Origin of the sequence: Pseudomonas sp. BW16M2 (assembly GCF_014268865.1) — a bacterium.
Taxonomy (GTDB): domain Bacteria; phylum Pseudomonadota; class Gammaproteobacteria; order Pseudomonadales; family Pseudomonadaceae; genus Aquipseudomonas; species Aquipseudomonas peradeniyensis.
Window position 1 is genome coordinate 78,673 of sequence record NZ_JABWRI010000018.1, and the last position, 18,495, is coordinate 97,167.

Genomic DNA, 18,495 nt, shown 5'->3' on the forward strand with positions numbered 1-18,495 from the left:
ATGAGCGCGATTGCTTCCAACGGAGTTGCAGAGCACCCCATCTGTCTGACCCTCAATGGTCAGCCCCGAACACTGCAGGTGCATCCCTGGGTCACCTTGCTCGACCTGCTGCGTGAGCAATTGGACCTGATTGGCACCAAGAAAGGTTGCGACCATGGTCAGTGCGGCGCCTGCACAGTGCTGCGCGACGGCAAACGCGTCAATGCCTGCCTGACCTTGGCCATTATGTGCGACGGGGCCGAGTTGGTGACCATCGAAGGGCTGGCCAGCGGTGACGCGCTGCACCCGATGCAGCGCGCCTTCATCACCCACGATGCTTTCCAGTGCGGCTACTGCACCCCGGGGCAGATCTGCTCTGCGGTCGGGCTGGTTCACGAGGGACGTGCCGACACCCGCGAGGCTATCCGCGAGCAGATGAGCGGCAACCTTTGCCGTTGTGGTGCCTACGGCAACATCGTCGCAGCGGTGGAAGAAGCGCTGCCGTTGATGAAAGGCGCAGCCCAGCCGCAACGAGGGCCAAATTCATGATGCCCTTCAACTACTACAAGCCCGCATCAGTCCGCGAAGCGGTGAGCTTGGCTGACACACGCTCGCATTTCATCGCCGGGGGCACCAACCTTGTCGACCTGATGAAGGAAAACGTCGTTCGTCCCGAGCGGCTCATCGATATCACCGGCCTTGAGTTGAACGGTATCCATCCCACCTCGAACGGCGGTGTACTGATCGGTGCTCTGGTGAGCAATGCCGAGCTGGCCTGGCACCCGATGATCGAGCAGCATTATCCACTGCTGTCAGACGCTATCCTGGCCGGGGCGTCACCGCAGTTGAGGAACATGGCCAGCACCGGTGGCAACTTGCTGCAACGTACCCGGTGCTATTACTTCTACGACACCGGCACCCCCTGCAACAAACGTGACCCCGGCAGCGGATGCCCCGCGCGTACAGGCATGAACCGCATCCATGCCATTCTCGGTGCCAGCGATGCCTGTGTCGCGACTCATCCCTCGGACATGTGCGTGGCATTGGCAGCGCTCGAAGCCATGGTGCACGTACAGGGGCCGTCCGGTGAACGGCAGATCCCCTTCGCGGATTTCCATCGTCTGCCCGGGGACACGCCCGAGCGCGACAATCGCCTAGCATTCGATGAGCTAGTGACAGGCATCGAACTGCCGCCCCCGGTGTTCGAACACCATTACCGTTATCTGAAAATACGCGACCGCGCCTCTTACGCGTTCGCGCTGGTGTCAGTCGCTGCAGCCTTGAACTTCGATGGCGAAGTGATCCAGCAGGCGCGCCTGGCGCTGGGCGGCGTTGCCCACAAACCCTGGCGGAACCCGCTTGTGGAGTGCATGCTGGCCGGCCAGGTGCCATCTGAAGCGCTCTTCACCCGCGCCGCGCAAACGTTGCTGCAAGGTGCACAACCCCTGAGCCACAACGGTTTCAAGGTAACGCTCGCTCAGCGAGCAATCGTGCGGGCATTGGATGACGCAGCGCGCGGTGCCGCTAACGGGGGGGCACGCTCATGATCAAAAGCACACCCGTAGTCGGCACACCCCTGGACCGCGTGGACGGTGTGACGAAGGTCACCGGGCAGGCCCGCTATGCGGGCGAGTACCCCGAGGCGGGCCTGCTACACGGCAGCGTCGTGTCCAGTACCATCGCCCGCGGCCGGATACTCGACATCGACAGTACCCAAGCCATGCGCGTGCCCGGGGTAATCGCCGTGCTCGACCATAGCCATCGCCCGCATATATCCAGTTATGACGACGACTACAGCGATGCGGACTCTGCCAAGGGTTCGCCGTTTCGGCCCTTGTTCAATGATCGAGTGCTGTACAGTGGGCAACCGCTGGCGCTGGTGATCGCCGAAACCCTCGAACTGGCCCGGTATGCAGGCTCGCTGATCAAAATCGACTATGCCGAGGAGGCTCACCAGACAGACCTGGGCACATGCCAACAGTCGCATGCGGCACCCGCCGAAACACCGGCGCCACGTGGCGACTTCGCCGGGCAGTTTGCCGGGGCGCCGGTTCAGGTGGATGTCACCTACCTGACGGCCAACGAGTACCACAACCCGATGGAGCCCCATGCGTCGACCGCGCACTACAAGGCCGACGGCGCCCTGGAAATCCATGACAAGACCCAAGGCACCCAGAACTGCCAGGACTACCTGCACAAGGTGTTCGGGTTGTCCAAGGCAGACATCCGTGTGCGTGCGGCATTCGTCGGCGGCGCCTTCGGCTCGGGTTTGCGCCCGCAGTACCCGTTGCCGCTGGCAGTGATGGCGGCGTTGCACCTGAAGCGCTCGGTGCGCGTGAGCCTGACACGCCAGCAGATGTTCACCTTTGGCTACCGGCCCCGCACCGAGCAACGCTTGCGCCTGGGGGCAGACGCAAACGGGCGCTTGCTGGCGATCGCTCACGATGCGCTTGGCCAGACCTCCCGCTTCGAGGACTTCACCGAGCACCTGGTGGAATGGAGCGGCATGCTTTACCAGTGCGACAACGTTGCGCTCAGCTATCGCCTGGCCTCGCTCGATGTGTACACCCCGCTGGACATGCGGGCACCTGGGGCTGCGTCCGGGATGATTGCACTCGAATGCGCCATGGATGAGCTCGCCAGTGCAGCACAGATCGACCCGATAGACCTGCGCCGGCGCAATTTTGCCGTCAACAACGCCAACGAGGGAAAGCCTTACTCCAGCAAGGAACTGCTGGCGTGCTACCAGCAAGGTGCCGATCGTTTTGGCTGGCATAACCGCACGCCCCAACCGCGCAGCATGCGCAAGGGCAACCAGCTGGTCGGCTGGGGGATGGCCGGCGGCGTCTGGGAAGCCATGCAGATGAAGGCCAGCGCCAGGGCGCGCATCGATGCCCAGGGCCGCCTCACCGTCAGCAGTGCCACCACCGATATCGGGACCGGCACTTATACCGTCATGACCCAGATCGCAGCCGATGCTGCTGGCGTCAGGGTGCAGGATGTCACCTTCGTGCTGGGCGACTCATCACTGCCCACCGCACCGTTTCAGGGTGGATCATTCACGGTGTCGTCGGTGGGCTCGGCGGTGCGCCAGGTCTGCCAGGTACTGCGCACCAAGGTGCTGGCACAAGCGCGCACCATGTACCCCGAGGTGGCCAGCATACCCCAGCGGCAGATCGGTTTCGCCGATGGCTACCTGCACGCTGGCAGCCATCGCCTGGCCCTGGCGGACATCGTCGCCAGCGCGCCCGCCGGTGCGTTCGAAGTGCAGATCGACGCCGAGCCCGGCGCCCGGCGCCAACCGTTCTCCACCGCCACGCATTCGGCGGTATTTGTGGAAGTCCACGTCGATGAGGACCTTGGCACGATCAAGGTAGCCCGGGTGGTCAGCGCTGTGGCGGCAGGACGGGTGATCAACCCGAAAACCGCGCGCAGTCAGATCCTGGGTGGCGTGGTGTGGGGGGTGGGCATGGCCCTGCACGAAGCAGCGTTGACCGACCATCGGTTAGGCCGCATCGTCAATCACAACCTCGCGGAGTACCACATCCCGGTCAATGCAGACTGCGGGGATATCGAAGTGATCTTCGTTGAAGAGCACGATGACATTGTCAACGAACTGGAGTCCAAGGGTGTGGGCGAAATCGGTGTCGTTGGAGTAGCCGCTGCGGTGGCCAACGCGGTCTACCATGCCACAGGCAAACGTGTGAGGGAGTTTCCGATCACGCTCGACAAAGTGCTCTGATCGGGCGGGGGCCAAGTCCCCCCACCCGCTTTGCGGTCAGCAGCAGCCAGATCGGCAGGATCGTCCGCACCAGACCTCGCGCTCCTCGGTACGACGATGATTGCTCAGATACCAAGATGATCTGAATGGTTCAGCCAGTTTTCGGGGCTGCAACAAATCAGTACCGCCAGACTTGTTGGTCTGAACTTTACTGTCCGTCATGGCTTCCCCTGCATACCGATAACGCAAACACGCGGCTGCAGGAGCTGACTTTCATGAGAGCACTGACCTACCACGGAGCAAACGACGTCAGGGTCGATAACGTCCCTGATCCCATCATCGAACAAGAAGACGACATCATCCTTAGGGTCACCGCTACGGCCATTTGCGGTTCCGACCTGCACCTCTACCGAGGCAAAATTCCAGAAACCGAAGCGGGCGATATCTTTGGCCATGAGTTCATGGGTATCGTCGAAGACACCGGGCGTGCAGTCACCCATCTCCAGATCGGCGATCGAGTTGTGATTCCCTTTGTGATCGCTTGCGGCCACTGTTTTTTCTGTCAGCGTGATCTGTTCGCTGCTTGCGAAACCACGAACACGGGGCGTGGTTCGCTCATCAACAAGAAGGGCATTCCACCGGGCGCCGCATTGTTCGGGTACAGCCATCTCTATGGCGGTATCCCTGGCGGCCAAGCGGATTATGTGAGGGTGCCCAAGGGTAACGTCGGCCCGTTCAAAGTTCCCACCGAGCTGGCCGATGACAAGGTGCTGTTCCTGTCAGACATTCTGCCCACCGCTTGGCAGGCAGTCATCAACGCCGAGATTGACCCGGGTTCAACGTTGGCAGTCTACGGCGCCGGGCCAGTTGGCTTGCTGAGCGCCGCCTGCGCGCGAATGCTCGGCGCGCAGACCATTTTCATGGTCGATGACAGCGATTACCGCCTGGCGTATGCCCAACAAGCTTACGGTGTCGTACCCATCAACTTCGAGCGGGACGATGATCCCGCAGACAGCATCATCCGTCAGACACCCGGCATGCGCGGGGTCGATGCGGTGATCGACGCGGTCGGTTTCGAGGCCAAGGGCAGCACTGCCGAAACGGTGATGACGGCCCTGAAGATTGAAGGCAGCAGTGGCAAAGCGTTGCGCCAGAGCATTGCTACCGTGCGGCGTGGCGGCGTCGTGAGTGTCCCCGGTGTGTACGCGGGCTTCATTCACGCATTCATGTTCGGCGACGCGTTCGACAAGGGCCTTACCTTCAAGATGGGCCAGACCCATGTCCAGAAATACCTGCCTGAACTGCTGGAGCACATCGAAGCAGGACGTCTACAACCGGAATTGATCGTCACTCACCGCCTGGCTCTCGAAGAAGCAGCCATGGGCTACAAGTTGTTCGATCAGAAGCAGGATGACTGTCGCAAGGTCATCCTCGTGCCAGGCGCTGCAGCGGGCACCCTGGGCCCTGACTACGTATAGAGGAAGCGAAGTCATGAACGGTCTCGCCAGCTACTTCTGGATTGCCGTGGCGGCAATCCTTTTACTCATTGATCTGTGGGCCATCGTCAGCGTGTTCAGAAGCGATAAATCAGATGCAGTCAAAGCGGCCTGGGCCCTGCTGATCGTCGCGCTACCGCTGGTTGGCCTGGGTATCTGGGGCGTTGCCGGTCCGCGCGGTATCAAGCGAGGTACCGGGCCCACTTCCGACGAGCACAGCAAAGGCTGACATTTCCGAGCTCCACTTACAGGGATTTCAACATGATCGATCAAGCGACAGGCATGAAATCAGGCGAACGCTATCGCGTGGAAAACGTGGAGCGCGCTCATCAGTTTCCAGGCTTCTTTCAAGATGGGAAGTATTATCTCGGCCCTGAACTTCTCACCGCCGTGGGCTGGCTTGAAGGTACTCGCTTCATCTACGACAGCCTGGATGCCGAAGGTGAACCCGTTTTTCCAAACCGAGAGGCAGGCACGGTCGAAGGGCTGACGTTGACCCTGGTCGATGGCACCGCCCTCGAACTTTCGCGGATCGAGGCCAGCGAAACTGTGGCTCCCCTTGACCACAGTGCTTCGGGTACAGAACGAGAAGCGCCTAACCGTGACACTTCGATCAACGGGCCTCTGCGCGGCAAGGTTGTGGTGATCACTGGCGCTTCCAGCGGTATAGGCCGAGCCGCGGCGCACGCGTTTGCGTGCAAGGGCGCTCGCCTGGTACTCGCAGCACGCGACGAAGAGGCGTTGTTCGACGTCCTGGATGAATGCACCGATTGCGGAACCGATGCCATAGCGATCACGACCGATGTCACCCACAACGACCAGGTTCAAGCGCTGGCGGCGCAGGCCGCAGAATTTGGCCATGGGCGAATCGACGTCTGGGTCAACAACGCCGGAGTTGGAGCGGTCGGCAACTTCGAGGACACCCCACTGGAGGCACACGAACAGGTCATCCAGACCGATCTGATCGGTTATCTGCGGGGGGCCTATGTTGCCCTTCCCTTCTTCAAAACGCAGGGCAGCGGCATTCTGATCAACACGCTGTCGCTGGGCAGCTGGGTGGCCCAGCCCTATGCAGCCGCGTACTCGGCGAGCAAGTTCGGCTTGCGTGGACTGACAGAGGCGCTGCGGGGCGAATTGACTGAATTTCCCAATATCCATGTCTGCGATATCTATCCAGCAGTCATGGACACACCGGGGTTCCGAGACGGCGGCAACTACACCGGACATGCGCTGACACCGCCAGGCCCCGTATACGATCCCGAAAGGGTGGCCAAGGCTATGGTGGCCTGCGCAATCTCGCCTCGGGCTAACACCACGGTTGGCGCTGCGGCACGCCTCGCGCATTTGGCCAGCTACCTGATACCCGGGCTGCCTCTATTGTCAGGGAGGCTGACGCGCTGGGGGATCAATCGCAGCCCGATAGCCGAAGCATCATCAGGCAACCTCTTTGAGCCTCCGAGTGGCAGGAGGGGTATCGATGGAGGCTGGAGGAAGCCAAAAGACAAAACGCAGCTGCTGATCGGCGTAGTGGCGCTGGGAATCCTTGTGGGTTTTACACTCACACATTCACGACGCAGGGATAGATAGAGCAGGTCTGCTAACAGAGGAGTGAGCGTGGTTTCATTGCGAGATCACGTTCGATCCCTACTCCGGGGACGAACTCGTGGAATTAACCGGGCGATAGTCCTCCCCTGCTATCGCTTTCAGGTAAGCAGCGTCAGCCTCCAGACGAAGATCGCGCCATTCCTGCCAGCAGATAATCCCTCGACGATCCATCTCATCGGCCTGGCGAAGCAATTCCTCGTGATAGTCGTCAGGCGAGTCCATTCTTAAGGCCCGACTTTCCAGCACGCCGTACCAGGCTGCCAAACAGTTGAGCTTCAGCAACTGGTCAGCGGAGAGGTTTTTCTCCAATGTTCGCATCAGTAAGTCTCACACGCTGATGGAGGGTTGAGTCATGAACATTCAAGAGGTTCAGTAAAGCTGTGCCAGCGGCGTTGATGCATCCAGAGGATCGCTTAACAACGCCGGTGTGGCTGACGGGTCGGCATCTGCGTGAGCGCAATTGCCGCCCTGGCACTTTTAAGTTGAGCAGCCCTCAGGAGACCCTCTCCTTCCACGCTTCGTATCTGGCAAGCAGCGGCTGGACACTCAACCCATGCAGCAAAACACTCAACGCCACTACTGACAGCACCAGGTTGATGCTCTGCTCGGCCAAGGTGGGAAGCAGACCATGATTCAGGGCATAAAACAGGTAGTAGAAGCTGCCGATACCTCGGATGCCAAACCACCCTAAAAGCCCTCGCTGGCGGACATCTAGCATTCCTCGAGCCGGGAACAGCAGGATGCTGATGGGGCGAATGACAAAAAACAAAGCGCCGGCAACCAGCACTGCCCGCCAGTCCCAATGCTCAATGAGCACTACCCCGAGCAGGGTCACCAGAAATACTTCCATTGCCCGTTCGATCAGACTACCGAAAGCCAGCATGTCACCCAACATGATCCCCGCTGCAACCTGCGAGTCGTCGAGCCCTTTCACATCGCCTTTGACGGCTAGCTCCGGCGCCACGTGCTGATGACCAATCACAGGCTGTACAAGATGTTCAGCAGCCGGCTCTTCTGGGCTATTGGCGGTTTGAACCTCCGCCTGCCGCAAACCCAGGCCCGCAGCGAACACTGCGAGGAACCCATAAGCCTGTATCGACTCTGCGCTCACGTATGCCAACGCTATCAGGGCAAGGGCCAGATAGTCATTGGGCGAGACGGTGCTGTCGTCGTTGCGCAGACGCAAGAACAGCGTAAGCTTGCCCAGGCCGCGCCCCATCCAGTAGCCAAGCAAAAGGCCTGCGGTTACTGCCCACAGCGTGTCCTTGAGCAACCAGTCACTGAACCAGGCCTGGCCATTGTCCTGTTGCAGGAACAGTCCAAGCATGACGAAGGGAAACGCCACGCCGTCGTTGAGCCCTGCCTCACCCGACAAGCTGAAACGGACAAGATCATCGTCCCGGGCATCAACCACCTGCACCAGGGTTGCGAGCACAGGGTCAGTGGGTGCAAGGATCGCTCCGATCAGCACCGAGATACCCCATCCCAAGTTCAGGCCGTAACGCAGCAACAGCGTAACCCCAGCGATGCAGAGCAACATCACAGGCCCCGCAAGGTAGAAGGCGCTCCACCATCTGCGGTTGCGCAAGGGCAAGCGCAATTTCAAACCACTGAAGAACAGCGAAAACAACACCGCGACCTCTGTGAGGTGCTCCATCCACCGGCTCGACTTGCTCAAATCCAGCTGAAGAAAACCCAGCCCCGACGTACCCAGGCCGATACCCAGGGCAAGGCACACTAAAGACGAGGTCACAGGGATCCAGCGCAGGTAGGCGGATGAGAGTGCGAGCAGCAGCAAGACTGCGCCCAGCATGGCGAACCAGACGATGAAGGTCATCTGCGCAGAAGCCTTGGGAAAGTTATCGAGTACTTTTTTGACTTTCCGGCACGCCACGTCGTTCCGCTAAGCTGGTGGGTTCACCCAATACCCCGGGAAATGCCAACTTCGCATGGAATACCAGGGGATGGGTAGCGAATGTGATCTCCACCATCAGGCGTGTGCTGAGCATCAGGCGGACGATGTTGCTCGGGATAACCTGCAGCGCTAGAGACCTTGTTGGTCGAACGGCCGGAGAGTTGAAGGTACATTTGCAGGGTGAAGCGCCTGGCCAATAGCTTGAGCGAGCTCGTCTACCGACCACGGTTTGAAGAGGTAGGTAACGGGTGGTGTGACCTGAGAAGCATCAAGCTGGTAACCCGAGGTCAGAACGGCGGGTAGTCCAGGCCACCTTTCGTGTGCCATGGAGATGAACTCCATACCTTTGATGCTTCCGGGTACACCGTGGTCAACAACGATCAACGAGCAGTCGCCCTTAACCCCCATCAAGTGAATCAAGGCATCTTCTGAGTTATCAAACGCATCGCAGGTGGCGCCCAACTCGATCAGGATGTCCACCAGCAGGGCTTGAAGCGTTGGATCGTCTTCGACCACAATTACCGTCTTACCTGACAACGACAAACCCTCGAGGTCGAGCTTCATCACCTTCTCCAGTCCATGGTGAGATTGTCGAGTATTTCACTCACCCGGAAATGCGTCGATGGGGGCTAAAGGCCAATTCCCATCCTTCTGATGTAAGGCTGAGGTGGGAGTTGTCCATCGTGAGCTCCTCTTGGCTAAATGGCTTCTCCGGTATCCTGGATGTCTTCCTCTGCCTCGGCTGCCTCCGTGGCATCAGCGTCATTCAAAGGTGGCGACGTTGGCTTTTGGGGATCATTGATGAAGGGCAGATCGCTTGGCCCTTTTTCTCCGGAGCCTTCGGTTTTCGGCTGCATGGCATTACCTCAAAGCAGATGGATCGGGGGCGGAGCTTAAGTACCTTCAAACGCCCGAAAACTTTTTGACGTCGATAGGTGGCGCTACGAATTCAGGGCCATCGCCAGCGAGCCGCCACTTCACCTTGGCGATGCCGTAGCGCTCAGCCATCGGTCGACTGACCAGCTTGATTTTCTGCTGACTGAATCTTGGGATGATGCCAACGCCGGCATCGCAACTGGCCCAGTGCCAAGCCTCGGCGTTGTCCATTTTTTCCAGGCGGATGATGAACGTCCGCTGGTCACCGTGAAGGTCATACTCGATTACGTATAATTGAAATGCTGGCACAAGATCCGCTCCCTTGTTCATACGCTATTGAGCGACTCCTGGAAGAGATAATTCCATCGGATTCGCAGGACGACGCGCAGCCAATTCATGCAGCGGACTGTCAGGCGAGTTGGATGTACACCGAATAGCTACCCAGGAGCACCCAGAACACCAGAAAGATCCACGGTGTGCGCAGCGAAAACAGCAGTGATTTCCGATGGCCTGCACGCGAGGTTTCTGCCTCGCAGAACAGCGGCGATTCATCGTAAGCCAGTCCCATCAACGGCTCGCTGCGCAGCAGGTGGCTTTGCTTGAGCTGCCAATGATCGATGATGTTGTAGGCCGCACGGATGCCAGGCCAGGCATTGAGCGAGCTCAGCACCCCGAGCAAGGCGAGGAACGCGGGTACGATCAGGGTGAACATCTCGCCCCATCCTTGATTGAGGTTGCCCATGGAGGAGACGAAGGCGATGACCAGGAATGACTGCGCCGTCAGGTAGGCATCCGTGCGGTTGGCCAGGATGCTGGTTTCGTACTGGATCTCACGCCGGTAAAAATCCAGACGTTCCTTGGGAGAGCCAAACATCCTGGCATTGTGCGCGCTGATCTCGTGTTCAGGGGTCTCTGGGGTAATGATTCGAGGCACTCGCTACTCCGGGAATTGGGGCTCCGAGCGACGAGATGTGCCTGGAGCTTAGTTCGGTAGAACAGGCGATGGAGCATGGAATTCAATTGGATTGATATCCCGCACCGCTCGTCGTACCAACCGCAGATTGAAACCAACACGCCGGGACCAGGCCTTTCGAACCGGTATGAACGTTCTCAACTGCAGGAGCTTCGACCATGCGAGACTTCCCTACCCCACCCTTCCCTTCGCAGCCTCAAAATGTTCCTGGCTCACAGCGCAAGATGGAACCCTACCCGGATTGTGGTGAGCAGTCGTATACCGGCCACAATCGACTCGAAGGCAAGATCGCACTCATCACCGGAGCAGACAGCGGCATCGGGCGGGCAGTAGCGATTGCCTATGCCCGTGAAGGTGCCGACGTCGCCATCGCTTATCTGAATGAGCATGAAGACGCGCAAGAAACCGCGCGCTGGGTCGAGGCCGCGGGCCATCAATGCCTACTTTTGCCTGGAGACCTGGCGCAGAAACAGAACTGCTACGACATCGTCGAAAAGACTGTCAGCCAGTTCGGGCGTATCGACATCCTGGTCAACAACGCGGCGTTCCAAATGTCCCACGAGACCTTGGAGGAAATTGACGATGATGAATGGGTGAAAACGTTCGATATCAATATCACCGCCATCTTCCGTATCTGCCAGGCGGCACTGCCTTCCATGCCCAAGGGCAGTTCGATCATCAATACGAGCTCGGTCAATTCCGACGATCCATCCCCCAGCCTGCTGGCCTATGCCACGACCAAGGGGGCCATTGCCAACTTCACTGCTGGCTTGGCTCAGTTGCTGGGCAAGAAAGGCATTAGGGTCAACAGTGTCGCGCCAGGCCCTATCTGGACGCCTTTGATTCCGGCAACCATGCCGGACGAGGCCGTCAAGGCCTTTGGTTCCAGCTACCCGATGGGGCGACCGGGGCAGCCGGTTGAAGTCGCGCCGATCTACGTGCTGCTGGGCTCCGACGAGGCCAGTTACATCAGTGGCTCACGTTACGCAGTGACTGGCGGCAAACCGATCCTCTAGCGCAAAGAGGCTCGCCGTGCTGGCGGGCCTCCTTTTTGCGTGGCAGTTTCAGTGTTTGTGCCGATCGTGATCACGGGCCGTTTTTTGCGCTGTCGAGTCATGTGATGTACCGGTGGATCCATCCGGACGATGAGCATCGTTGTCTCGCTCCTCTTCCCCATGCGGCCTCGTCTGCGCTCCTTCCTTTTGTCTATCGCTCAATTTCATCATGTTGCTCTCCTGCCATTGCCTTTGAACTAGGGAAGCCGAAGCACGAGCAAAGTTCACGTCACATTCACTTCTCGAGATAGCCGGGCAATAGATGCGATGAACCAAATACCCCAGGATCGCGTCCACCGCAAAACAAGCGAGTCGACACTGGAATGGCAAACGACCCTGTACTAGCCGCCCTCGGCTATCTCAAAAACAACAAACTGATTTTGACCACAGCAGAATCGTGCACTGCGGGCTGCATGGTGGCTTTGCTGGCGGCGGCACCGGGTACCGGAGAGGTGCTGGAAAGCGGCTACGTCGTCTACTCACCCAGCGCCAAGAAACGTCTGTTGGGCGTCAGCGCCGAAACCATCGAACGATACGGTTTGACCAGCGAAGCAGTGGCCTGGGAAATGGCCTTGGGCGCCTTGCGAGACAGCGATGCCAATGTGGTTATCGCCACCACCGGGGTAGCCGGCCCGGCGCCCGAATCTGGAGTACCACCGGGGACGATGTGCTTTGCGTGGGCTTTCGCCGGCGATCCAATTGCCGTTTTCACGCGTACTCAACGTTTCTTCGGCGAGCGGTCTGAAGTCATGCGCGAAGGAGCCCTGTTCGGGCTGACCCGGCTTTCCCACTATCACCAGCGCTGGTTACACGGTGAGCGCGCCTGAGGGCTGTGAACATGTCGGAAGATGAACTGGTATCCCGGCGTCACCCTGTTCAAGAAGACATGCCGATGCAGCAGCGTGTATGGCGCTTCGAGCGCGTGGGGTGGTATGTACTCGTGACCATTGTACTGCTTGCCTTGGCAGGCCTGTTCGGTAATGGCCCGTTGAGCGATGCCGAGGTGGTGAGCCAGGATGGCAGGGTACGGGTTGAGTATCAGCGCCTCAGCCGAAGCGGCACGACAGATAGCCTTTTCATCACCGTTCAGGGTACCCCTGATCAGGCGGTAGAGGTGCAGCTCGAAGGATCATTGCTACGTGATGCCAGTATCGAGACGTTACAACCGGAGCCGCAACGGTCGATGTCGCATGGCCAGGCCATGCTGTTCCAATTGGGTACCAGGCAAGATGGCGTGGCCACGTTGTACCTGACCCTTCAAAGTGAGCACGTAGGCACTCTGGAGGGCAGAGTCAGGGCTGGCCCCAAAAGCGCCGTTCGCTTCTCCACTTTCCTTTACCCCTAGGAGTGGGTCATGGATTCGATCCTCCGCGCAGCCGGGATGTATGTGGCTCTCATGCTGCTGTTTCGCGTAGCCGGGCGGCGCTCGCTGGCCGACCTGACGACCTTTGACTTCGTCTTGCTGCTGATCATCGGGGAGGCCACCCAACAGGCGCTTCTGGGCGAGGACTTTTCGTTCACCAATGCCATGCTGGTGATTGCCACGCTGATCGTTCTGGACGTCGGCCTTTCGCTCGCGAAGCTCAACTCCAAGCCCTTGGCCAGGTTTCTGGATGGGCACGCTACCCTGGTTGTCGAGAATGGGCGCTTTCTGCATCACCGCATGCGTCGGGCACGCCTCACGGAGGACGATATCCTGGAGTCCGCGCGGGACAGCCAAGGCATCGAGAACATTGAGCAGGTCAAGTTTGCCATCGTCGAACGCAATGGAAAGATTTCGATCATTCCTGCCAAGTGAGGCCTTTTGGCAACAGTAAAGCTGCGACCATCGTTTCGCATGCACACGCGATGATGCCAGCCATCGTAAGCATTGAACCGTGTCACTCTACGCGTACTCAACCACGAGCAAGTTCTTAACTCAATCCGTGATGAGGTAACGCCAATGAACGCTATCGACTTACTGATTCAAGACCACAAGCTGGTGAAAAAACTGCTCGAAGAACTGTCGACCACCACCGAGCGCGCAGTGAAGAAACGGGCCGAGTTACTCCACAGGATCGAGCAGGAGTTGCAGATCCACACCACGCTCGAGGAAGAAATCCTCTACCCCGCCATCAAGCAAGCGGGTGGCAAGGAAGAAGCGAAGATGTACTACGAGGCTAAGGAAGAACACCGGACTGTTGACTCCCTCGTCCTACCCGACCTCCTGCATACCGAAACCGGCACCGTCGAATTCGCCGGGCGGGTCAAGGTCATGAAGGAGTTGTTGGAGCATCACATCGAGGAAGAGGAAGGCGAGCTCTTCCCCACCGCGAAGAAGCTGCTCAGCAAGGACACTCTCGAGGAGCTTGGGCAAACCATGGAAATGCAGAAAAAGATGCTCAAGGGCGAGCAGCGAGCAGCTTAGTCGAGCGTTCACCTGCCAGCGCTCAAGACGCTGGCAGGCGATCAGCTTCAGATACCCCATCATCAGTCGGAAGGTTTCATGGAACATTGGATTGGGTTACTTGAATGGCCTGCGATGTTGATGACCGTGCTGGCAGCCTGGTGCATCGGTTCGCGCCGTCCGGAGCGGAGGAAGGCAGGTTTCTGTTGTTTTCTTGCAAGCAACGTTTTGTGGGCCGTCTGGGGCTGGCAAGCGGAAGCCTGGGCATTGATCATCCTGCAGTTCTGCCTCTGTGCCATGAATCTGCGAGGGTGGCGAAAAAATACACAACTGCAAGCTTCGGCGTGACCATGCTCATGCCATTGGCAGCGATATGCGCAATGTGGTGCCTGTAGACGTGTTGAGTTCCACGTCTATCGCCCCCCCATGCCGCGCTACGATCTCGCCTACAATGAACAGGCCAAAGACGCCTGTCCTGCCCATACGTTCCCGGGAACAGCCTAGCATTGCTGGCGGCGCCCGCCCAACTGGATCCAGACCGGCGCATGATCACTGGCCTTGGCTTCGTTACGCACCCAGGCATCCACGCCCGCCCGCTTCAAATAAGGGCTCAGACCCGGGTTGAGCAGCAGGTGATCGATACGAAGCCCGGCATTACGCGCCCAGTGATTGCGAAAATAGTCCCAGAACGTGTAAATGCGCTGCTCGGGATAAAGGTGGCGAACAGCATCGACCCAGCCCTGGGCCAACAACTCTTGGAAATACGCCCGCGATTCAGGTTGCAGCAGCGCGTCCTTGAGCCATGAGCGCGGGTTATAGATGTCCAGATCGGTGGGCACAACGTTGAAGTCCCCCGCTAACACCGCAGGATAGCTGCTGACATGCAGTGTTTGAGCATGCTTGATCAGGCACTCGAACCAGCGCAGTTTGTAATCGAACTTCGGGCCGGGTTGCGGATTGCCATTGGGTAGGTAAAGGCAGCCCACCAATACACCGTGCGCCGCAGCTTCCAGATAGCGGCTTTGCTGATCGTCCTGTAGGCCAGGCAGCCCGCGACGTACCTCCAGCGGCTCGCTATCGCGCGCCAGGATAGCCACGCCGTTCCAGGAGGCTTGCCCCTGGTAAAGGCACCCATAACCTGCCGCTTCGATGGCCTGGCGAGGAAACTGCTGGTCGGCCGCCTTTAGCTCCTGCAAGCAGGCAATGTCCGGCTGCTCCCGCTCCAGCCAAGCCAACAGCGCGGGCAGGCGGCTGCGGATGCCATTGATATTGAAGGTGGCGATCTTAAGCGCTTTCATGCGTCAGGGTCGCTCACGTGAGCCTGTACGGCATCTTCCAGTGCCCGGATATGTGCCTCGTCGGCCAGTGCCTTCAGCGCCAACCAGTCATCCCAATCAATGGCACCGTCGTCCCGTAGCGCCTCGGCGGTGCGAACCAGTTCATGGTGGTAGGCGTCCGGCGATTCGCGCCGGTAGCTGATGTCGTCGTACTGCGCGTACCAGGCTTCAAGTTCAGGAATGCTGCGTTCGATGCTCATGACGGCCGCCTCGTTCTATCCCTGCTAGTGAGAGCCCAAGCGCCGCGCAATGTTCAACCGCAACGGTCAGTCGGTCAGCAACCCTACCGCTGAAGTAGTGCATTGGAACTTCTCACCCCGTCCGACACGTCCCACGTCCACACTTGGCGAAAACGGAGATTGAACGATAAGTGCAAAATTGGGTAGCCACAACTCGGCCAGCAAGCCTTTAGCGGTAATCAGCCACGGCGCCTGGCTGCTGGTATCGAGTGGAGTGGCCAAGGGCAATCGGATGACCAGCTACAAGACCTTGCAGGATGATATCCGCAATGCAGCTGGCCTCTGGGTAGATGAAGAGGTAGTGGTGGATGGGAATTTGATCACCAGCCGCATGCCGGATCATATAACCGCCTTCAATGATCAGTTGATCCGAGCCCGTGCTTTGTTCACTTGCTGACCATGGGCAAGCAAACACTTCAACCTACTGCTCTGCTCAGGCAAGCGTTCAGGTTAGGCAAGCTCACGGTTTCTTTTCCACATCCTTGGGCGCTTTCGCTGGGCCTTGGGGGTCCACTTGAGGGTCGTCCAGGTCTGGAGAGTCCGGATCGAATCCCAGGTCCTGATCAGTCGTTGCATGATCGGAAGAATGGGGGCCTTTCGGCTGCTGATCGTCGGATTTGTTCATTTTGCAGTCTCCGAAGTGTGATTTATTCACCGTCAGGGTATTGCCCCCTTTCTGAATGGGCTGTTCATGAAATATTTCGGTGAGACACCGGCATCCGGTGGAGGATCGCAAGACCGGTAAAGTTCCTTTTACATGCCATCTGCTGGATAAGTCTGAACGGTATCCGCGAGTTCGTTCTGATTCCGACATAGTGGATGAGCGGTGCCCAAAACGCCGGTTGCGCCCTCACGGTGGCCGTTTATTCCAGAAAAATTAAACCTTCACCTGCTCCTACGGCTCAACCGACTGCGGCATAGAGGTCGCAGCCACCAAGCGAAGGAGTGACAGATGAACAAACCATTCTTGAAAATCGCCGGGGTAACCCTGTTGATGGGCCTGGCTTCACTGCAGGTACAGGCAGCGTCTTCGGACGATTTCGTCGATGCGGCCACTGAAGCCGGTATCGCCGAAGTGGTCACCGGCAACCTGGCGCAGGAAAAGAGCCAAAGCGCAGACATCAAGCAATTCGCCCAGCAAATGGTCACAGACCATACCAAAGCCAACCAGGAGCTTGGTGATATCGCCCGCAAGCTGGACATCAGCGTGCCCGACGAGGCGGCGCTGACCGACAAGGTCAAAAAGATGATTCTCGAATGGCGCGAGGAGTCGTTCGACCGGTCCTACGTCAATAACCAGGTCGACGCGCACGAAAAGGCCGTGGAACTGTTCAAGAAAGAGGCCGCCTCCTCTGACAAGCCTGAGTTGAAAGCCTTTGCCAGCGACAAGCTGCCAACGCTGCAACACCATCTGGAACAGGCCAAGGCGCTGCAAGCCACCCACGGCAAGTAACCCACACGTCACCGCGCAATCCCAGGGGCCGCCTTGCGGCCCTAACTTGAGCCATCTGGAGGTGGGCTCCCCATGAATGATCGAATCATCGAACTGTTCACCGACGCCACATTTTTCGGCATTTCCATCCTCAACCTGCTGGTAGCGCTGTGCGTTGCCGTGCTGACGTTCGTGATTGCCAGAGCTGTCATCGGCCTGTTGATGCGCCGGGTGCAGCGCTGGTCCGAACATGACGGGGCAATGAGTCAGGTGCTGGCCAAGGTACTGGCTGGTACCAGCAACAGCCTGCTTCTGCTCGCTTCGCTGCTGGTCGGTTTGAGCATGCTGGACCTGCCCGAGCGCTGGTTGGGCCGGGTCAGTAGCTTGTGGTTCGTGGTCGCCGCCTTGCAGATCGGCCTATGGGCCAATCGCGCCATCGCGCTGGGCCTGAACCGCTACTTCAGCCGACATAGCGCCGACGGCCTGTATCAAGGCAGCGCGTTGGCCACGCTTTCGGCCTGGGGGGCACGGGTGCTGCTGTGGTCGGTAGTGTTGCTGGCCATGCTGTCCAATCTCGGCGTCAATATCACCGCCTTCGTGGCCAGCCTGGGTGTGGGCGGCATTGCCGTGGCCCTGGCCGTGCAGAACATTCTGGGTGACCTGTTCGCTTCATTGTCGATTGCCGTCGACAAACCCTTCGAAGTCGGCGATTTCATCGTCATCGGCCCACTGGCCGGCACCGTGGAACATGTTGGGCTGAAGACTACACGCATTCGCAGCCTGGGCGGTGAGCAGATCGTCATGGCCAATGCCAGCATGATCAGCAGCACCATCCAGAACTACAAGCGCTTGGAGGAGCGACGCATCGTGTTCGAGTTCGGCTTGTCGTACGACACGCCCACCGATGCGGTGAAACAGGCACCCACCATCGTCGAAGAGGCGATCAAGGCCCAGCAGCAGGTGCGTTTCGACCGCGCTCACTTGCGGGGCTTTGGCAAAGAGGCGCTGGAGTTCGAATGCGTCTATATCGTGAGAGACCCTGGCTACAACCTCTACATGGATATTCAACAGGCCATCAACTTTCACCTGCTCGAACGCTTCACCCGAATCGGCGCCAAATTTGCCGTGCCAGTGCGTGCCATCAAAGTTACGGCGCTGCCGCAACCCCTCGTTCAGTCTCAGGCACTGTGACGGCGCACTGGGTGATGCAAGACGTTGTCAGTCGTTCGCACTTATTCGCTTCGTCAGCAGTCACAGGTTTTATTACCCATATCGGATAACGGAGTCTCCATGCCCCTGGCCCGGTCCTGCGAACAGCTTGCCCTGGGGCAGAATTGCCGGCTGTTCTGCGGCGCCTACCAACTTGACCATGCTGCCAATGCGCTGATCGAGGACAACCGCTCGTCGCCATGGTGACCAGCAGCCTATAATCTGCGCCCAGTGCCCGGCGATTCGCTCAGGGCCATTTCCCGCTCCGTACA

Annotated in this window: 24 protein-coding genes and 1 pseudogene; 16 read left to right on the plus strand and 9 right to left on the minus strand. The window is 58.9% G+C overall.

Annotated elements, in window-relative coordinates:
- The 6 genes from HU735_RS17060 (at window position 1) to HU735_RS17085 (ending at window position 6,783) form a co-directional block, all read left to right on the plus strand.
- Window positions 1–528 (plus strand): (2Fe-2S)-binding protein, encoded by a 528-nt coding sequence (locus tag HU735_RS17060; RefSeq protein WP_186714467.1) that lies wholly within the window; start codon window positions 1–3, stop codon window positions 526–528.
- Window positions 525–1,526, plus strand: coding sequence for a xanthine dehydrogenase family protein subunit M (locus tag HU735_RS17065; protein WP_186714468.1), 1,002 nt, complete (start codon window positions 525–527; stop codon window positions 1,524–1,526). The genes HU735_RS17060 and HU735_RS17065 overlap by 4 nt, the downstream gene beginning before the upstream one ends.
- A complete protein-coding gene (locus HU735_RS17070; RefSeq protein WP_186714469.1) occupies window positions 1,523–3,721 on the plus strand; it encodes a xanthine dehydrogenase family protein molybdopterin-binding subunit in 2,199 nt (732 codons plus the stop codon). Before HU735_RS17065 ends, HU735_RS17070 begins: the two co-directional genes overlap by 4 nt.
- A gap of 254 nt (window positions 3,722–3,975) precedes the next feature.
- On the plus strand, window positions 3,976–5,178 hold the full coding sequence (locus HU735_RS17075) for a zinc-dependent alcohol dehydrogenase (RefSeq protein ID WP_186714470.1): 1,203 nt from the start codon (window positions 3,976–3,978) through the stop codon (window positions 5,176–5,178).
- A gap of 13 nt (window positions 5,179–5,191) precedes the next feature.
- Window positions 5,192–5,425, plus strand: a complete 234-nt coding sequence (locus HU735_RS17080; RefSeq protein WP_014859183.1) for a PLD nuclease N-terminal domain-containing protein — start codon at window positions 5,192–5,194, stop codon at window positions 5,423–5,425.
- A 32-nt stretch (window positions 5,426–5,457) separates the two neighbouring features.
- Entirely contained in the window at window positions 5,458–6,783 is a 1,326-nt protein-coding gene (locus HU735_RS17085) for an SDR family oxidoreductase (RefSeq protein WP_186714471.1), read from the plus strand.
- A gap of 57 nt (window positions 6,784–6,840) precedes the next feature.
- On the opposite strand, the gene HU735_RS17090 is transcribed toward HU735_RS17085, so the two are convergent.
- The 6 genes from HU735_RS17090 to HU735_RS17115 form a co-directional block, all read right to left on the minus strand.
- On the minus strand, window positions 6,841–7,119 hold the full coding sequence (locus tag HU735_RS17090) for a hypothetical protein (RefSeq protein WP_186714472.1): 279 nt from the start codon (window positions 7,117–7,119) through the stop codon (window positions 6,841–6,843).
- A gap of 175 nt (window positions 7,120–7,294) precedes the next feature.
- Complete coding sequence (locus HU735_RS17095; protein WP_186714473.1) at window positions 7,295–8,638, minus strand: cation:proton antiporter; 1,344 nt, start codon at window positions 8,636–8,638, stop codon at window positions 7,295–7,297.
- 207 nt (window positions 8,639–8,845) lie between these two features.
- The gene (locus tag HU735_RS17100; RefSeq protein WP_186714474.1) at window positions 8,846–9,280 is read right to left on the minus strand and encodes a response regulator; all 435 of its coding nucleotides are present in this window, start codon (window positions 9,278–9,280) and stop codon (window positions 8,846–8,848) included.
- Between the two features lie 134 nt (window positions 9,281–9,414).
- On the minus strand, window positions 9,415–9,573 hold the full coding sequence (locus HU735_RS17105; protein WP_186714475.1) for a hypothetical protein: 159 nt from the start codon (window positions 9,571–9,573) through the stop codon (window positions 9,415–9,417).
- A gap of 46 nt (window positions 9,574–9,619) precedes the next feature.
- Window positions 9,620–9,901 (minus strand): DUF6555 family protein, encoded by a 282-nt coding sequence (locus HU735_RS17110; protein ID WP_186714497.1) that lies wholly within the window; start codon window positions 9,899–9,901, stop codon window positions 9,620–9,622.
- A 100-nt stretch (window positions 9,902–10,001) separates the two neighbouring features.
- Complete coding sequence (locus HU735_RS17115; protein WP_186714476.1) at window positions 10,002–10,526, minus strand: hypothetical protein; 525 nt, start codon at window positions 10,524–10,526, stop codon at window positions 10,002–10,004.
- Between the two features lie 197 nt (window positions 10,527–10,723).
- Between HU735_RS17115 and HU735_RS17120 the strand changes: the two genes are divergently transcribed.
- The 6 genes from HU735_RS17120 to HU735_RS17145 all read left to right on the plus strand — a co-directional run bounded on the left by HU735_RS17120 (window position 10,724) and on the right by HU735_RS17145 (window position 14,354).
- Entirely contained in the window at window positions 10,724–11,581 is an 858-nt protein-coding gene (locus HU735_RS17120) for an SDR family oxidoreductase (protein WP_186714477.1), read from the plus strand.
- Between the two features lie 362 nt (window positions 11,582–11,943).
- The gene (locus HU735_RS17125; protein ID WP_186714478.1) at window positions 11,944–12,447 is read left to right on the plus strand and encodes a CinA family protein; all 504 of its coding nucleotides are present in this window, start codon (window positions 11,944–11,946) and stop codon (window positions 12,445–12,447) included.
- 11 nt (window positions 12,448–12,458) lie between these two features.
- The gene (locus HU735_RS17130) at window positions 12,459–12,965 is read left to right on the plus strand and encodes a hypothetical protein (RefSeq protein ID WP_186714479.1); all 507 of its coding nucleotides are present in this window, start codon (window positions 12,459–12,461) and stop codon (window positions 12,963–12,965) included.
- Window positions 12,966–12,974: 9 nt separating this feature from the next.
- Window positions 12,975–13,418, plus strand: a complete 444-nt coding sequence (locus HU735_RS17135) for a YetF domain-containing protein (RefSeq protein WP_050705376.1) — start codon at window positions 12,975–12,977, stop codon at window positions 13,416–13,418.
- Window positions 13,419–13,562: 144 nt separating this feature from the next.
- On the plus strand, window positions 13,563–14,027 hold the full coding sequence (locus HU735_RS17140; protein WP_050705375.1) for a hemerythrin domain-containing protein: 465 nt from the start codon (window positions 13,563–13,565) through the stop codon (window positions 14,025–14,027).
- 78 nt (window positions 14,028–14,105) lie between these two features.
- Complete coding sequence (locus HU735_RS17145) at window positions 14,106–14,354, plus strand: hypothetical protein (protein ID WP_186714480.1); 249 nt, start codon at window positions 14,106–14,108, stop codon at window positions 14,352–14,354.
- Window positions 14,355–14,506: 152 nt separating this feature from the next.
- Here the strand turns inward: HU735_RS17145 and xth are convergent, their stop codons facing one another.
- Both xth and HU735_RS17155 read right to left on the minus strand, forming a co-directional pair.
- Complete coding sequence (gene xth, locus HU735_RS17150) at window positions 14,507–15,304, minus strand: exodeoxyribonuclease III (protein ID WP_186714481.1); 798 nt, start codon at window positions 15,302–15,304, stop codon at window positions 14,507–14,509.
- Window positions 15,301–15,543: a hypothetical protein gene (locus tag HU735_RS17155; RefSeq protein WP_016486338.1), complete on the minus strand. Its 243-nt coding sequence runs from the start codon at window positions 15,541–15,543 to the stop codon at window positions 15,301–15,303. The genes xth and HU735_RS17155 overlap by 4 nt, the downstream gene beginning before the upstream one ends.
- 184 nt (window positions 15,544–15,727) lie before the next feature.
- Between HU735_RS17155 and HU735_RS17160 the strand changes: the two are divergent.
- Window positions 15,728–15,979, plus strand: a pseudogene (locus HU735_RS17160) (DJ-1/PfpI family protein); the annotation flags it as partial.
- A 63-nt stretch (window positions 15,980–16,042) separates the two neighbouring features.
- Here the strand turns inward: HU735_RS17160 and HU735_RS17165 are convergent.
- Window positions 16,043–16,207 carry a DUF6021 family protein gene (locus HU735_RS17165; RefSeq protein ID WP_186714482.1) on the minus strand — a complete coding sequence of 55 codons (165 nt, stop codon included), beginning with the start codon at window positions 16,205–16,207 and terminating at the stop codon, window positions 16,043–16,045.
- A gap of 327 nt (window positions 16,208–16,534) precedes the next feature.
- On the opposite strand from HU735_RS17165, the gene HU735_RS17170 reads away from it, so the two are divergent.
- The 3 genes from HU735_RS17170 to HU735_RS27290 all read left to right on the plus strand — a co-directional run bounded on the left by HU735_RS17170 (window position 16,535) and on the right by HU735_RS27290 (window position 18,430).
- Window positions 16,535–17,035: a DUF4142 domain-containing protein gene (locus HU735_RS17170; protein ID WP_186714483.1), complete on the plus strand. Its 501-nt coding sequence runs from the start codon at window positions 16,535–16,537 to the stop codon at window positions 17,033–17,035.
- 72 nt (window positions 17,036–17,107) lie between these two features.
- Window positions 17,108–18,205, plus strand: coding sequence for a mechanosensitive ion channel family protein (locus HU735_RS17175; RefSeq protein ID WP_186714484.1), 1,098 nt, complete (start codon window positions 17,108–17,110; stop codon window positions 18,203–18,205).
- A gap of 99 nt (window positions 18,206–18,304) precedes the next feature.
- Complete coding sequence (locus tag HU735_RS27290; RefSeq protein ID WP_273018720.1) at window positions 18,305–18,430, plus strand: hypothetical protein; 126 nt, start codon at window positions 18,305–18,307, stop codon at window positions 18,428–18,430.
- Window positions 18,431–18,495: the final 65 nt, after the last annotated feature.

What these genes read in the sequence shown, in the direction of transcription:
- HU735_RS17075 (WP_186714470.1), top strand. Translation starts at nt 3,976, where the DNA reads ATGAGAGCACTGACCTACCACGGAGCAAACGACGTCAGGGTCGATAAC.
- HU735_RS17060 (WP_186714467.1), top strand. Translation starts at nt 1, where the DNA reads ATGAGCGCGATTGCTTCCAACGGAGTTGCAGAGCACCCCATCTGTCTG.
- HU735_RS17085 (WP_186714471.1), top strand. Translation starts at nt 5,458, where the DNA reads ATGATCGATCAAGCGACAGGCATGAAATCAGGCGAACGCTATCGCGTG.
- xth (WP_186714481.1), bottom strand. Translation starts at nt 15,304, where the DNA reads ATGAAAGCGCTTAAGATCGCCACCTTCAATATCAATGGCATCCGCAGC.
- HU735_RS17130 (WP_186714479.1), top strand. Translation starts at nt 12,459, where the DNA reads ATGTCGGAAGATGAACTGGTATCCCGGCGTCACCCTGTTCAAGAAGAC.
- HU735_RS17155 (WP_016486338.1), bottom strand. Translation starts at nt 15,543, where the DNA reads ATGAGCATCGAACGCAGCATTCCTGAACTTGAAGCCTGGTACGCGCAG.
- HU735_RS17145 (WP_186714480.1), top strand. Translation starts at nt 14,106, where the DNA reads ATGGAACATTGGATTGGGTTACTTGAATGGCCTGCGATGTTGATGACC.
- HU735_RS17125 (WP_186714478.1), top strand. Translation starts at nt 11,944, where the DNA reads ATGGCAAACGACCCTGTACTAGCCGCCCTCGGCTATCTCAAAAACAAC.
- HU735_RS17175 (WP_186714484.1), top strand. Translation starts at nt 17,108, where the DNA reads ATGAATGATCGAATCATCGAACTGTTCACCGACGCCACATTTTTCGGC.
- HU735_RS17100 (WP_186714474.1), bottom strand. Translation starts at nt 9,280, where the DNA reads ATGAAGCTCGACCTCGAGGGTTTGTCGTTGTCAGGTAAGACGGTAATT.
- HU735_RS17120 (WP_186714477.1), top strand. Translation starts at nt 10,724, where the DNA reads ATGCGAGACTTCCCTACCCCACCCTTCCCTTCGCAGCCTCAAAATGTT.
- HU735_RS17165 (WP_186714482.1), bottom strand. Translation starts at nt 16,207, where the DNA reads ATGAACAAATCCGACGATCAGCAGCCGAAAGGCCCCCATTCTTCCGAT.
- HU735_RS17170 (WP_186714483.1), top strand. Translation starts at nt 16,535, where the DNA reads ATGAACAAACCATTCTTGAAAATCGCCGGGGTAACCCTGTTGATGGGC.
- HU735_RS17070 (WP_186714469.1), top strand. Translation starts at nt 1,523, where the DNA reads ATGATCAAAAGCACACCCGTAGTCGGCACACCCCTGGACCGCGTGGAC.
- HU735_RS17140 (WP_050705375.1), top strand. Translation starts at nt 13,563, where the DNA reads ATGAACGCTATCGACTTACTGATTCAAGACCACAAGCTGGTGAAAAAA.
- HU735_RS17095 (WP_186714473.1), bottom strand. Translation starts at nt 8,638, where the DNA reads ATGACCTTCATCGTCTGGTTCGCCATGCTGGGCGCAGTCTTGCTGCTG.
- HU735_RS17080 (WP_014859183.1), top strand. Translation starts at nt 5,192, where the DNA reads ATGAACGGTCTCGCCAGCTACTTCTGGATTGCCGTGGCGGCAATCCTT.
- HU735_RS17065 (WP_186714468.1), top strand. Translation starts at nt 525, where the DNA reads ATGATGCCCTTCAACTACTACAAGCCCGCATCAGTCCGCGAAGCGGTG.
- HU735_RS17135 (WP_050705376.1), top strand. Translation starts at nt 12,975, where the DNA reads ATGGATTCGATCCTCCGCGCAGCCGGGATGTATGTGGCTCTCATGCTG.
- HU735_RS17090 (WP_186714472.1), bottom strand. Translation starts at nt 7,119, where the DNA reads ATGCGAACATTGGAGAAAAACCTCTCCGCTGACCAGTTGCTGAAGCTC.
- HU735_RS17105 (WP_186714475.1), bottom strand. Translation starts at nt 9,573, where the DNA reads ATGCAGCCGAAAACCGAAGGCTCCGGAGAAAAAGGGCCAAGCGATCTG.
- HU735_RS27290 (WP_273018720.1), top strand. Translation starts at nt 18,305, where the DNA reads ATGCCCCTGGCCCGGTCCTGCGAACAGCTTGCCCTGGGGCAGAATTGC.